The organism is Luteimonas sp. A482 (assembly GCF_054072655.1).
Genome location: NZ_JBSVRO010000001.1, coordinates 1,599,729 through 1,613,278 on the forward strand (window position 1 = coordinate 1,599,729; position 13,550 = coordinate 1,613,278).

At 70.1% G+C, this 13,550-nt stretch carries 11 protein-coding genes and 1 tRNA gene; 8 read left to right on the forward strand and 4 right to left on the reverse strand.

Translation table 11 applies throughout. The features are described 5' to 3' along the window. The first annotated feature begins 257 nt into the window (after positions 1–257). A complete protein-coding gene (locus ACW5DW_RS07095; protein ID WP_457018054.1) occupies positions 258–902 on the forward strand; it encodes a response regulator in 645 nt (214 codons plus the stop codon). Between the two features lie 32 nt (positions 903–934). Here the strand turns inward: ACW5DW_RS07095 and ACW5DW_RS07100 are convergent, their stop codons facing one another. After that, positions 935–4,141, reverse strand: a complete 3,207-nt coding sequence (locus ACW5DW_RS07100; protein WP_457018055.1) for an Rne/Rng family ribonuclease — start codon at positions 4,139–4,141, stop codon at positions 935–937. Positions 4,142–4,577: 436 nt separating this feature from the next. On the opposite strand from ACW5DW_RS07100, the gene ACW5DW_RS07105 reads away from it, so the two are divergent. Both ACW5DW_RS07105 and ACW5DW_RS07110 read left to right on the forward strand, forming a co-directional pair. Then, positions 4,578–5,549: an RluA family pseudouridine synthase gene (locus ACW5DW_RS07105; protein ID WP_457018056.1), complete on the forward strand. Its 972-nt coding sequence runs from the start codon at positions 4,578–4,580 to the stop codon at positions 5,547–5,549. A gap of 72 nt (positions 5,550–5,621) precedes the next feature. Continuing rightward, the gene (locus tag ACW5DW_RS07110; RefSeq protein WP_457018057.1) at positions 5,622–6,212 is read left to right on the forward strand and encodes a DUF488 domain-containing protein; all 591 of its coding nucleotides are present in this window, start codon (positions 5,622–5,624) and stop codon (positions 6,210–6,212) included. A 325-nt stretch (positions 6,213–6,537) separates the two neighbouring features. On the opposite strand, the gene ACW5DW_RS07115 is transcribed toward ACW5DW_RS07110, so the two are convergent. Beyond that, complete coding sequence (locus ACW5DW_RS07115) at positions 6,538–6,897, reverse strand: response regulator (RefSeq protein ID WP_457018058.1); 360 nt, start codon at positions 6,895–6,897, stop codon at positions 6,538–6,540. Continuing rightward, on the reverse strand, positions 6,894–8,045 hold the full coding sequence (locus tag ACW5DW_RS07120) for a two-component system sensor histidine kinase NtrB (protein WP_457018059.1): 1,152 nt from the start codon (positions 8,043–8,045) through the stop codon (positions 6,894–6,896). Before ACW5DW_RS07120 ends, ACW5DW_RS07115 begins: the two co-directional genes overlap by 4 nt. A 179-nt stretch (positions 8,046–8,224) precedes the next feature. Here ACW5DW_RS07120 and ACW5DW_RS07125 point away from each other — a divergent pair, with 179 nt between their 5' ends. After that, positions 8,225–8,593 carry a response regulator gene (locus tag ACW5DW_RS07125; protein WP_457018060.1) on the forward strand — a complete coding sequence of 123 codons (369 nt, stop codon included), beginning with the start codon at positions 8,225–8,227 and terminating at the stop codon, positions 8,591–8,593. Positions 8,594–8,627: 34 nt separating this feature from the next. On the opposite strand, the gene ACW5DW_RS07130 is transcribed toward ACW5DW_RS07125, so the two are convergent. After that, on the reverse strand, positions 8,628–9,251 hold the full coding sequence (locus ACW5DW_RS07130) for a DNA-3-methyladenine glycosylase (protein ID WP_457018061.1): 624 nt from the start codon (positions 9,249–9,251) through the stop codon (positions 8,628–8,630). A gap of 162 nt (positions 9,252–9,413) precedes the next feature. Between ACW5DW_RS07130 and ACW5DW_RS07135 the strand changes: the two genes are divergently transcribed. From ACW5DW_RS07135 to cydC, 4 genes are all read left to right on the forward strand, one after another. Beyond that, entirely contained in the window at positions 9,414–9,863 is a 450-nt protein-coding gene (locus ACW5DW_RS07135; RefSeq protein ID WP_457018062.1) for a DUF4410 domain-containing protein, read from the forward strand. A 63-nt stretch (positions 9,864–9,926) separates the two neighbouring features. Next, positions 9,927–10,003: transfer RNA gene (locus ACW5DW_RS07140), tRNA-Pro, on the forward strand. A 144-nt stretch (positions 10,004–10,147) separates the two neighbouring features. Next, positions 10,148–11,863 carry a thiol reductant ABC exporter subunit CydD gene (gene cydD, locus ACW5DW_RS07145; RefSeq protein ID WP_457018063.1) on the forward strand — a complete coding sequence of 572 codons (1,716 nt, stop codon included), beginning with the start codon at positions 10,148–10,150 and terminating at the stop codon, positions 11,861–11,863. Next, positions 11,860–13,527, forward strand: coding sequence for a thiol reductant ABC exporter subunit CydC (cydC, locus tag ACW5DW_RS07150; protein ID WP_457018064.1), 1,668 nt, complete (start codon positions 11,860–11,862; stop codon positions 13,525–13,527). The genes cydD and cydC overlap by 4 nt, the downstream gene beginning before the upstream one ends. Positions 13,528–13,550: the final 23 nt, after the last annotated feature.

Consider the following 13,550-nt stretch of genomic DNA (forward strand, 5'->3'; position numbering starts at 1 on the left):
GGCAGTCGAGCAGTCATTCCAGCGCACGCTGGAATCCATGTTGATCTTCAGCGACACGGCCGCCGTCAAAATGGATCCCGGCGTTCGCGGGGATGACGGCTGGATCCCGCAATCGCGAGGCGTGGTTGGCTCGTCCGGACCGCCATGCAGGTGCCCCCGACGGCCGCAGCGCACCGATGCGGAGCCGCAGCGGCTTGCGCCCGCGTGGCGCATGGCGCTAGCCTCGGCAACGCAGGGGTGGAGCAAGGGGAACAGGGATGACGATCCGGGTGTTCATGGTCGATGACCATGCGCTGGTCCGCGCAGGGATGCGCATGATTCTTTCAGCCGAAACCGACATCGAAGTGGTGGGCGAAGCCGACTGCGGCGAGACCGCGTTGCCGATGATCCGCAAGCTGCGGCCCGACGTGGTGCTGTGTGATCTGCACCTGCCTGGCGTGAGCGGGCTGGAGATCACCGAGCGCCTGGTCAAGGGCGGGCACGCGAAGGTGATCGTGGTGTCGGTGCTGGAAGACGGTCCGATGCCGCGCAAGCTGATCGAGGCCGGCGCGTCGGGCTATGTCGGCAAGGGCGGGGATTCGGCCGAACTGGTGCGCGCCGTACGCGACGTGGCCCGCGGCAAGCGGTTCCTGGCGAGCGCGATCGCGCAGAAGCTGGCGCTGTCGGGCCTGGACGGGGAAGCCACGCCGTTCGACGAACTGTCGCCGCGTGAACTCGAGATCACGATGCTGCTGGTGCAGGGCCTGCGCCAGGAAGAAATCGCACGCCGGCTCAGCCTCAGTCCGAAGACGATCAACACGCACAAGTCGCGGTTGTTCGCCAAGCTCGGGATCGAGGACAACATCGCGCTGGCGCGGGTCGCCAGTCGCTACGGGCTGGTGGATCCCTCGCAGGTGATCTAGCACCTGCGAGGGAACACCGTTGCAGCGGACGATCAGGCGCTGCGGCTGCCGGCGCTCTCGCCGCTGTCTTCGTCCTGCGAAGCGGAGGCTTCGTCGATCGCGTCGGCGGCTTCATCGGCAGGCGAAGCATCCTGCACTGCGGACGCAAGCGGAGCAGGGGCGGGCGCGTCGAACAGACCGGGTGCACGCTGATCGTCCTGTTGTGCCTGCCCGACGGCAATCGCCGCGGCCTGTGCCGGTTCCGCTGCCACGGGCGTCACCTGCATGGCGGTGTCCTGAGCCGTGGCAAAATCCGGACCAGCGTCGTCGCCAACGGGCGCGATGACCTGCGGGGCGATGACCGGTTGAGCGATAGCCGGTGCCGCATCTGCAACCACAGCGGCAGCTTCCGGAACCACGGCCGGTGTGGCATCCGCAGCAGCGGCGACAGCTTCCCGATCCACGGCCGGTGCGACATCCACGGCAGTGGCGGCAGCTTCCCGCTCCACCGCTGGTGCCACATCCGCAACTGCGGCGACGGCTACCGTATCAACGGCAGGCGCGGTGTCCTGCGCGTCGTCGGGAGCGTCGTCGTCGGCAGCAGCGACTGCGGGGGCGGTATCGGCGCTGGGCGACGGCCGCGCGGCCTCGACCGGCATCGGCCGCTCGGCGGCCGGTGCGACCACTGCCGCGGACTGCGCCTCGTCAACGGTATTCGCGACTGGTTCGCGCGTGGCGGGTTCTCGCGCAGGCTCCGGCTTCACCGCTGCGAACGCAGCCTGCGACGATGCGCCGGGCTCGTCGAACTCGAACTCCGGCTGCGCGCGCAGTGCCTGCGGCGTCGCGACTGCCTCGTCCTCGCCCTCATCCTCGCCGTCTTCGCCGTCCTGGCTCAGGTCATCGTTGAGGCCATCGGCAAGTCCTGCGGTTTCGCCGGCACCGCGACGACGGCGACGACCACCGCGACGTCCACGGCGGCGGCGGGCACCCGTGCCTTCCTCGCCGTTCGACGAAGCGTGTTCGCCGTTCTCATCCGCGCCGTTGGCGGTCGCTGCAGCGACAGCTTCGCTGGCGACAATCGCCGGCTCGTGTGCTGCAGCCGGATCGGCCTGGTGTGCGTGTGTGATCGGCTCGACGACAGGCGCGTCCAACGGCGTCACTGGCGCCTCGAACGGCGCATTCGTCGCGGGTTCGACGGCTTCGACCGCCCTGGGCTGCCGTGCCCTGGGCTGCTTTGCGGCCTTCTTTTGCTGTGGCTGCGACTGAGACTGCACCTGCTCCTCGCCCGCCTGCGCCTGCCTGGCGGGCTGCTGGCCACGTGCGGGCTGCGCCTGGCGCGCTTCCTTCTGCGGGCCCTGCCCGTTGCTGCCTTCGCGGCGCGCGGGCTTGCCCTGGCGCTGGTCGCGACGGCTGCCGTTGCGCTCGCCGCGGTCGCCCCGGTTGCCGCGGTCGTTGCGGTCGTTGCGTTCGCCGCGCTGCGACGGCTGCGCCGCACGCGAAGCCGCTGCCGGCGTTGCGGCCGGCTCACCGACGAAGATCCGCCGGAACCAGCCGACCAGTCCGCCAGCGGCGACCGGCGCCGCGATCGCGGCGGCCGCAGCCACCGGGACCACTGGAGCAGGTGCCGGTGCCGCTTCCGGCTGCGGCTCGCGCACGGGCGCGGGCTGCGAAGGACGCACGTTGGTCACGGCCGGCGGCGGGATGTTGAGGTTGTTCTTGTTCAAGGTGATGGTCGCCACCTTGCGCGGCGTGCCGCGCTGGTAGCTCGGGCGCGCGCTTTCCTCGCTGAGCTCGTTATCGCGCAGGCGCGTCACCTCGTAGTGGGGCGTGTGCAACTGCTCGTCGGCCACGATCACGATCGGTGCGCGGTGGCGCTGCTCGATCTCGGCCAGCGCGCCGCGCTTTTCGTTGAGCAGGAAGTTGGCGATCTCCACCGGCGCCTGCACCAGCACCTGGCCGGTGTTGTCCTTCATGGCGTGCTCTTCAGCCACGCGGATGATCGACAGGCTCAGCGATTCGACGCTGCGCATGCGGCCATGGCCCTCGCAGCGCGGGCAGACGATCTGGCTGGATTCACCCAGCGAGGCGCGCAGGCGCTGGCGGCTCATTTCCATCAGGCCGAACTTGGAGATCCGGCCCAGCTGTACGCGCGCGCGGTCGTACTTGAGCGCGTTCTGCAGCTTGTTCTCGACCTCGCGCTGGTGCTTGCTCGAGTCCATGTCGATGAAGTCGATCACCACCAGGCCGCCCAGGTCGCGCAGGCGCATCTGGCGCGCGACCTCTTCGGCCGCCTCCAGGTTGGTGTTGAACGCGGTCGTCTCGATGTCGGCGCCCTTGGTGGCGCGCGCGGAGTTGACGTCGATCGCGGTCAGCGCCTCGGTCTGGTCGATCACCAGCGCGCCGCCCGAGGGCAGGCGCACCGTGCGCTCGTAGGCGCTCTCGATCTGCGACTCGATCTGGTAGCGGTTGAACAGCGGCACGTCGTCGGTGTAGTGCTTGAGCTTGCGCAGGTTGTGCGGCATCACCTGCTCGACGAACTCCTTCGCCTCCTGGTACATCTCAGGCGTGTCGACCAGGATCTCGCCGATGTCGGCGCGCATGTAGTCGCGCAGGGCGCGGGTGATCAGGCGCGATTCCTGGTAGATCAGGAACGGCGAGGGCTTGCTCAGCGCGGCCTCGGCGATCGCGCGCCAGATGCTCAGCAGGTAATCGAGGTCCCACTGCAGCTCTTCGGAGTCGCGGCCGACGCCGGCGGTGCGGATGATCACCCCCATCTCGTCGGGGATTTCCAGCACGTCCATCGCCTTCTTCAGCTCGGCGCGGTCGTCGCCCTCGATCCGGCGCGAGACGCCGCCGGCGGTCGGCGAGTTGGGCATCAGCACCATGTAGCGGCCGGCCAGCGAGATGAACGTGGTCAGCGCGGCGCCCTTGTTGCCGCGCTCTTCCTTGTCGACCTGGACCACGACCTCCTGGCCCTCGCGCAGGAGTTCCTTGATGTTGCCGGAGCGGTGGTCGGCGCCGGCCTGGAAGTAGTCGCGGGAGATTTCCTTCAGCGGCAGGAAGCCGTGGCGTTCCGAGCCGTACTCGACGAAGGCCGCCTCGAGGGACGGTTCGAGCCGCGTGATGCGGCCCTTGTAGATGTTGGACTTCTTCTGTTCGCGGGACGGCTGTTCGATGTCGATGTCATACAGGGACTGGCCGTCGACGATCGCCACGCGCAGTTCTTCGGCCTGCGTGGCGTTGATGAGCATTCGCTTCATGGTTTGCGTTTCCTCGCGCTTGCCGCTGCCGCGCTCTCGTCGAGCGTGGACAGGCGCGCGGAACGCCGGGGCGTTTCGCCTGGAGCTTCGGTTGGCCGCCAGCCGCGCAAGCGCAGCGGCGATCCCGGGTTTCCAGCGCTACGACACCACGGCGGACCGCGGGAGCGCTTCAATATCAAAAAGAGTGTTACGGGGCCGGCGGCTGCTTCGCGGCGGCCTTTCGGGCCGGCGCTTGCGCCGCACGGGACATGTTCAGCACCGCTGCCGTGGCAACAGGCGATGTCCGGGACTGCCGTCCAGCCGCTAACATGGCCGCCCCGGGGGCGGTGGCCGCGTACTGGCACGGACCTCGCGGAAGGAGGGCTTTCGACCCGTGATCTTCCAGCGAAATCAGCACCTTATCTCGCCCGCCGAGTGTAGCAGATAAAGCCCGAGAATGAATGACATCCAGTTACCCCCCAGCGGCGGCGTGCGCACCGTCAAGATCGACGGCGAGCGCGACGGCCAGCGGCTCGACAACTTCCTGCTCTCCCAGCTCAAGGGGGCGCCCAAGTCGCTGGTCTACAAGATCGTGCGCAGCGGCCAGGTGCGGATCAACGGCGGACGGGCCAAGCCCGAGACGCGCCTGGAGGAAGGCGACCAGGTGCGGATTCCGCCGGTCCGTCTCGAGCAACCTGGAGACAAGGGCACGCCCGCCAAGGGCCTGCTGGAGGCGATGGCGGCCAGCATCGTGTTCGAGGACGCGCGCCTGCTGGCGATCAGCAAGCCCACCGGGGTGGCCAGCCATGGCGGCAGCGGGATCAGCTTCGGCGTGATCGAGACGCTGCGGGCGCTGCGGCCGGGGCAACCGCTGGAGCTGGTGCACCGGCTTGACCGCGACACCTCGGGGCTGATGATCATCGCCAAGAAGCGCTCGGCGCTGCGCGAGCTGCAGGCGCTGCTGCGCGAGGATCCGTCGGTGCAGGCCCGGGGCATCGCCAAGCGCTACCTGGCGCTGTTGACCGGGCGCATGCCCGACGGGGTGATGAGCGTCGACGCGCCGCTGCACGTCGGCCTGCGCCAGGGCGGCGAGCGGCATGTGCAGGTCAACCCGGCGGGCAAGGCTTCGCTGAGCCATTTCAGGGTGCTGGAGCGGCGCGGCGGGCATTCCTACTGCGAGGTGCGGATCGAGACCGGCCGTACCCACCAGATCCGCGTGCATGCGCAGCACATCGGGCATCCGGTCGCGGGCGACGACAAGTACGGCGACGCCGAAGTCAACAAGCGCCTGCGCGAGCAGCTTGGGCTCAGGCGCCTGTTCCTGCACGCGGCATCGCTGGAGTTCGCGCTCGAAGGCGGGCAGGCACCGTATGTGCTCAATGCGCCGCTGGTGCCGGAGCTTGTCGAGGTGCTGGACCGGCTGGGGTAATGCATCCGCAATGCAACGACGTCGCGACGACGCACTGCGCGGTGTAATGGCGCACCTTCCCCGAGCGCTGCCATGCCTGGACATTCCACCTCCGAAGGGCACCGGGATCCCCCGGCGCAGTCCATCTGGACGATCGGGCATTCGACCCGGACCTGGGACGAGTTCATGGGCCTGCTGGCCGCGCACCGGCTTGAGGCGGTGGTGGATGTGCGGCGTTTTCCAGGGTCCAGGCGCCATCCCTGGTTTGCCAGTGAGGCCATGGCCGTGCAGTTGCCGGCGGCGGGTGTGCACTACCACTGGCTGCCGCAGCTTGGCGGGCGCCGCAGGCCGGTCGCAGGATCGCCCAACGGCGCCTGGCGCAACGCCGCATTCCAGGGGTATGCGGATCACCTGCGCAGCGCCGAATTCGCCGAAGGACTCGGGTTCGCGCTGGAAAGCGCGAAGGCGCGACCCACTGCGCTGATGTGTGCCGAAGCGGTGTGGTGGCGGTGCCACCGGCGGCTGATCTCGGACCTGCTCGTGCACCGCGGGGTGGAGGTCGTCCACATCCTCGGGGCCGGTCAGGTCCAGCAGCACGTCCTGCATCCGGATGCGCGGCCCGATGGCGACTTGCTGGTGTATCCGCCTGCACAGGCCGGGCTGTTTGCGGGCGATCCGGACTGAGCGTGCAGCGCATTGCGCCAAGCAGTTGCAGGCCTGGTAGCGAAACGCGGAGAGGGCCCTTGCGGGGCCCTCTCCGGGCATCACGCCATGGGGGAGGGCGTTATTCTTCTTCGTCGCGCCCGGGCTGCTGCTGTCCCTGCTGGCGCTCCTGGTTGCCGCGGTCCTGCGGTTCACGCTGGGTGTCTTCGCTGTCACGCATGTCGTGGTCTCCTGCCTCGGCCCAATGCCGAGGTGGCGCGAGGCTGCGCCACTTCGCGTCAAGGTGGCGTGCGAGCGGCGATCAGTGGATTCACCATGCTGAAGTGCGCCGCGTTGTGGCTCGCGCTTAGCCGTCGAGTGCGGCAAGCAACTGCCTGATGCGGTAGGGCTTGGACAGGAAATGCGCGCCTTCGGGCAGGTGCTCAAGCTGCGAGCGCTGGTAACCCGATGCCACCACGACGCGCGGCCGCGGTTGCTGCAGCAGCGCTTCGGCCGCGACCGCCAGCCCGGAAACGCCCTCGGGCATGCTGACGTCGGTGACCACGTGCGAGAAGCTGTGCTCACCCTGGAGCTGTTCCAGCGCCTCGCGTCCGTTTCGGGCCATCGTGACCTCGTAACCGTGGTCGGCGAGCGCGCCTTCCATGATGAGGCGCAGGTCGTCCTCGTCCTCCACGAACAGCACATGCAGTGTCGTCGAGGCGCTCATTCCGCCTCCGGGACAGGCAGGCGGATCACCAGGATCGCCGCATTGCCCGGCGTGCTGGTCAGTTCCACGCCGCCGCCGGACTGAGAGGCGAAACCGAACACCTGGCTCAACCCCAGGCCGCTGCCCCTGCCGACTTCCTTGGTGGTGAAGAACGGCTCGAACACGCGCGTCTGGTTCTCGGCCGGGATACCCGGGCCGGTGTCCGCGACCTCGATGCACACGAATCGCGCGTCGCCGTCCTCTGGCAGCAGCGGGTCCGGGCCCTGGCGCAGGAACGTCCGGATGCGGATCTGGCCGCCGCCCACCATTGCATCGCGGCTGTTGCTCACCAGGTTGAGCAGGGCGGCCTCGAGCTGGCCGGCGTCGACGTCGACCTCGGGCAGCCCGTCGGCGAGTTCGACGGTCAACTCGATCGGGTCGCCGGCACATCGCCGCAGCAGCTCCTCGCAGCTGCCGATCAGCCCGTTGACATCGAGCCGCTCGGGCGCGAGGTTCTGGCCGCGGCCGAATGTCAGCAGCTGCCTGGACAGCAGCACGCCGCGCTCGGAGGCGCGTAGCGCGGTTTCCACCGTGCGCGAGACGCGTTCGTCGCGGACACGGCCGTCGATGACATCCAGGCTGTTGATGATGATGGTCAGCAGGTTGTTGAAGTCGTGGGCCAGCCCGAGGGTGAGTTTGCCGATGGCCTCCATCTTCTGCGACTGCAGCAGCGAATGGCGTGCCTGCTCCAGGCGCAGTTCCGCCTCGTAGCGCTCGGTGATGTCGCGCGTGATCTTGGCGAAACCGAGCAGCCGGCCGTCCTCCAGGATCGGGTCGATCACCACGCTGGCGTGGAAGCGCGTGCCGTCCTTGCGCAGGCGCCAGCCTTCGCCCACGTAGCGGCCCTCCACGTGGGCGGTGTGCAGGTTGCGTTCGGGCAGGCCGGCAGCGGCGTCCTCCACTGAATAGAAGCGCGAGAAGTGGCTGCCGACGATCTCCTCCGCACGGTAGCCCTTGATGCGTTCGCCGCCGGGGTTCCAGGAGCGGACATGCCCGGTCGCGTCCAGCATGTAGATGGCGTAATCGGTGACGGAGTTGAGGAGCAGGGCGAACTGACGTGATGGATCTTCCAGCTCGTGCGTGGTCGTCTCGTCCTGCACCGACTGCATGTGGTCTTCTCTCCGCCGGGTTGTCAAATTAGGCTTGCGAAAGTGAAGCGGCCGTCAAGGTTGCGCGTCGCGCGCGATGCTGGCGCGGTGGCGATGCGCGGCGTAGTAGCATCCAGCTCCAGGCCGCCGGTGGATCGGCGCCACGCACGATCCGATGGTCGCACGGGAGATGGGGAACGATGGTCAGTGCAGGCTGCCGCGTCCTGCTGATCGAGGACGAGGCCATGCTCCGGATGCTGCTCGAGGATATGGTCGAGGACCTGGGCTACGCGCTGGCCGGCAGTGCCGGCAGCCTGGACGAAGCAACGCGAATGGTCGCCACGTTGCCGCGGATCGACGCCGCGATCATCGACGTGAACCTGGGTGGCGTGGCCTCGTTCCCCCTGGCCGACGAGCTGCGCGCCCGGCGGGTGCCGTTCCTGTTCAGCACCGGCTATGGCGCCGAAGGGATTCCCGAGCGCTTCCGCGACGTGCCGCTGCTGGGCAAGCCGTATCGGCGCGACGACATCCGCCAGGCACTGGCAGGGCTGTGCGTGCCGCCAGCCTGATATGGCGAGGCGCGGGCATCGGACGTGGCGCCCTTCAAACCTTTGGCGCGCGCCGGCCCGTAGTGGATGCCCGGACCGACACGTGGCTGCTGCCGGACACGTGCCAGCGCCACGGAAATTCCACCGCCCGACTGATGCCGATGCGGGGGCCGACGACCGGATCCTGCGGCGGCGGCATGCCGTCACTGACGATGGCGATGCCGTTGTCGGCCGTGACCAGGTCGGCGCCGTCCAGCGCGCCGGTGATGCCGAACGCCTGGGACAGCTTGCCAGGCCCGCTGGCGAGGTCGCGGTCGCGACGCGCGGCCGGGCGCAATTGCCGCATCGCCTCCACGCCTTGCAGCGGTTCGGCGGCGCGCAGCAGCACGCCCATGCCTTGGCCGACGTCGCCGCACACCGCGTTGCTGCCCCAGTGCATGCCGTAGGTGAAGTAGACGTACAGATGGCCCGGCTCGCCGAACATGGTGGCGGTGCGCGCGGTCATGCCGCGGAACGAGTGGGCCGCGGGGTCCTCGCTGCCGGCATACGCCTCGACCTCGACGATGCGCGCGGCGCGGCCGTCATCGCGCAGCAGGATCTTGTTCAACAGTTCCGGCGCCACCAGGGCAGGGTGGCGGCGGTAGAAGTGTCGCGGCAATGCGGCCCAGTGCGCGTGCATGGCGAGACCCGTGTCCAGATACGGCTCCGTGTCGATCGGCGGTCGTCCGCTTGCGGCGCATGATGCCGCAGCGGCTGCAAGGGGCTGTCAAGGCCCGCGCCCGCACCTGGCTGCGACGCGAACCTATGTATGCTGCCGGCTGTTTCCAGGCTAGGCATCCGCATGAGACAGGTCGTCACCGCGTTCGTACTGTGCCTCTCGCTGGTCGCCTGTTCGACCACAAGTGCGGTCCTGCAGGCGCCGGCCGCGGCCATTGCCGGCCCCTATGGTTATGTCTTCGAGAACCAGGGCGGTGATGACGTCGCGGCGATCGCGGAGCTGGACCGGACCATCCAGCGCACGCTCAGGGACGCCGGGCTGTTCGTGCCGGGCACCACCGGACGCAGGATCGAGGTGGCGCTGACCCACTTCTACCTGCGCTCGGACGGCGCGCGCTTCTGGGCCGGTGCGATGGCCGGCCGCGACAAGATCATCAGCCGCGTGCGGGTCGTCGAGGCCAACGGCACGCAGGTGGCCTCGTTCGAGGTGACCTCGACCAATGCCACCGCGGCGGGGTCGTCGGGCGGGCTGATGGACAAGCACGCCAACGAGATCCTCGCCCAGCTCAAATGACGCCTCCGCGTCAACCCCTTGCCTGCCGGGCATCGGGATCACTAGAATATGCGGCTCACCTGTCGGGGTGTAGCTCAGTCTGGTAGAGCGCTACGTTCGGGACGTAGAGGTCGCAGGTTCGAATCCTGTCTCCCCGACCAATTGATTCAAGCAGTTGGCCACCCTTGCGGGTGGCCTTCCTGTTTCTGGAGCTGGAAAGACGGCCCGGACATCGGCTCCGGCTTCTCGCGTCGCGCCCATGCCACAGCCGCCATACTGCGCGCTTCCGTTGTTTCCGAGACGCGATGAACGCCTCCCTTGCCGGGCCCGCGCCGGCAGAACGCAAGCGCCGCGTGGACTGGCTGGACGCGCAGCTCGCGCCGGTCCGCGCGACGCATCGCAGGTCGCTGGCCTGCACGGTGCTCGCGGGCTGGCTGCTGTGGCCGCAGGCCTGGGCGATCGCGACGATCGGGCAGGCGGTCTTCATCGAGCGGATCGCGCCGCCGGCGCTGACGGGCCCGTTTGCGGTGCTGCTGGCGGCCATGCTGCTGCGCATAGTGCTGGCCCGACTTGCGCAGGGCGCGGCGGCGAGCGTGGCCGAGGAGGTGAAGGCGCGGCTGCGCACGCGACTGGCGGAACTGGCCCTCGCGCGCGGGCCGCTGTGGCTTCGCAGCAGGCGCAAGGGCGCGCTGGTGGAGATGTCGATGGCGCAGGTCGATGCGCTCGACGGCCACTACGCGGGTTACCTGCCGGCGCGCGCGGAAGTCGTTTGGGTGCCGGCGGTGCTGCTGCTGGCCGTGTTCATGGCCGACTGGGTGGCTGGCCTGCTGTTGTTGCTGACCGCGCCGCTGGTGCCGCTGTTCCAGATGCTGGTGGGCTGGGGCGCCGAAGCCGCGGGGCGGGGCCAGCTGCAGGCGCTGGCGCGGGCCGGCGCGCACTTCGGCGATCGCCTGCGTGGCCTGGACCTGATGCGCATCCACGGCCGCGGGCGTGAGGAACTGGCCGAGGCGGCCGAAGCTGCGGACGCGGTGCGCGACGGCAGCATGCGCGTGCTGCGCATCGCCTTCCTCTCGTCGGCGGTGCTGGAGTTCTTCGCTTCGGTCAGCGTCGCCCTGGTGGCGATGTACTTCGGCTTCCGCTACCTCGGCCTGGTCGACTTTGGCCCGGCACTGCCGGCGGGATTGCTCCATACCGGCCTGTTCTGCCTGTTGCTCGCGCCTGAGTACTTCGGGCCACTGCGGCGGCTGGCCGCGCATTACCACGACCGGGCCAATGCGCTGGCCGCGGCGGCGCTGGTGGAAGAGACGCTGGGCGCTCTTCCGGATGCCGCGACGCCTCCCACGACGCCTGCACCCCCTGCGGCACGCCGCACGGACATGGCGATCGTGGCGTCGCGGCTGGCGCTGCGCCACCCGGGCGCGGATGCGCCGGTGCTGGCCGACCTGTCGTTCGAGCTGGCGCATGGCGAGCGGCTGGCGCTGGTGGGCGGCAGCGGATCGGGCAAGAGCAGCCTGCTCGAGGCACTGGCCGGTTGGTTGGCGCCGGCCGAAGGTTGGCTCGAGCTGCCGCCCGGTGCGCGCATTGCGCTGGCCACGCAGCGGCCCTGGATCTTCCGCGGCACGCTGGCGGACAACATCCGTCTGGGCGATCCCGATGCCACCGATGCTGCCGTGCAGACCGCCGCCGAGGCGGCGCAGGTGTGGCGCTTCGCCCGCCACCTTGCGCTGGGACTGGACACGCCGGTGGGCGAGCGCGGCCTGGGGCTGTCGGGCGGCGAGGCGCGCCGTGTTGCGCTGGCGCGTGCGCTGCTGCGCGATCCGGACGTGCTGCTGCTCGACGAGCCCAGCGCCTTCCTCGATCCCGCCACGGAGGCCGACCTGCTTGCCGCGCTCGATGCCTTCGCGCCGGGCAGGACGGTGGTGGTCGCCACGCACAGTCTGGCGGTGATGGCCTGGGCCGGGCAGGTGCTGCGGCTGCCCGGGGGCGGGATCGCCGCGGTCCCGCCAGAGGTGCGCAGGTGAGCGGTGACCGCGCATGGCAGGTGCTTGCCGGCCACCGGCTGGCCGTTGCGGCGACCGTGGCCCTGTTGCTGGCGACGATGCTCGCCGGCATCGGCCTGCTTGGGGTCTCGGGTGGGTTCCTGACCGGCGCGGCGCTGACCTTCGGCGTGCTCGGCGGCTTCAACTTCTTCCTGCCCTCGGCCGGCATCCGTGCCCTGACCCTGGCGCGGATCGTGTGCCGCTACGGCGAAAAGCTGGTCGGCCACGAGGCGACGCTGCGGGTCGCGCGGGACCTGCGCGTGTGGCTGTTCGCGCGGATGCTGGGGCTCTCGCCGGGTCAGCTGTCGCGGCTGCGCACCGGCGACCTGCTGGCGCGGCTGATGGACGACATCGATGCGGTCGATGGATTGCTGGTGCGGGCATTGGGGCCGCTGCTGACGCTGGCGCTCGCCGCGCTCGTGCTGGCCGGATTCGCGCTGGTGCTCGATCCCCTGCTGGGCGGCTGGATCGCGCTGACGGCCGCCGCCAGTGCGGTGCTGGTGCCGTGGCGCGTGGCGCGCCGGCAGCAGCACGCGGAAACGGTGCGCGCGCAGGTGCGCGCCGGTCTTCGCGCAAGCCTGCACGAGCTGTACGACGGAGCTGCCGACCTGGCCGCCATGGACGCGACCGGGCGCTGGCTGCAGTCGCTGCCGGGGCAGGGCGCGGACCTGGCGCAACGCGAACGCCGGCGGCGGCTGCGGGTCGCCGACGGCACCGGCATGCATGGCGCAGTGGGCGCGGCCGGATGGGTCGGCCTGCTCTGGTTCGCCTGCGGGGCGGTGGTGGGAGGGCGGATCGACCCCGCGCACGCCGCCGGCCTGGCGTTCGCGGCGCTGGCCCTGTCCGAGATCGGATCGGGTGCGGCGCTGGCCTGGCAGGCGCTGCAGGCGGCGCGCGCTTCGATGCGTCGGATCGACGCGCTGGCCGGCCAGGCCCCTGCGGTGGCCGATCCACCGCATCCGCGCGCGCTGCCCGCGGGCGGGCCGCTGGTGTTCGAGTCGGTCCGCTTCGGCTGGCCCGGCGGCCGCCGCATCCTCGATGGCGCGGAGCTGTGCATCGACCCGGGCGAACGCGTCGCGATTCGCGGCGACAGCGGCATCGGCAAGAGCAGCCTGGCCGCGCTGGCGCTGCGCGCGGTGGACCCGGAGTCCGGTGCGGTGCGCTGGGGCGGGGTCGACCTGCGCGAGGCTGCACAGGCGGACTGGCATGCGCGCGTGGCCTGGCTGCCGCAGGAGGCGCCGGTGTTCGCCGGCACCCTGGCGCAGAACCTGCGCCTGGGCTGCGCCGACGCCAGCGATGCGCGGCTGCGCGAGGCGCTTGCCTGCGTGCGCCTGGATGCGTGGGCGCAGGCCGCGGGCGGACTGCAGGCCTGGATTGGCGAAGGCGGCGCCACGGTGTCGGCGGGGCAGGCGCGGCGCATCGCCCTGGCGCGCGCGCTGCTGCGCGATGCGCCGCTGCTGGTGCTCGATGAGCCTACCGAGGGCCTGGACCAGGACACCGCCGATGCGGTGATGCGCGCGCTGCCTCATTGGTGTCTCGGCCGCAGCGTGCTGGTCATCACCCATGCACCACTTCCGCCCGGCACCGTGGATCGCGAGCTGCTGCTGCGCGAAGGCCGGCTGCATCCGCTGGAAGATCCGCAATGAGCGCGCGGCCCGGCGGCGCGGCC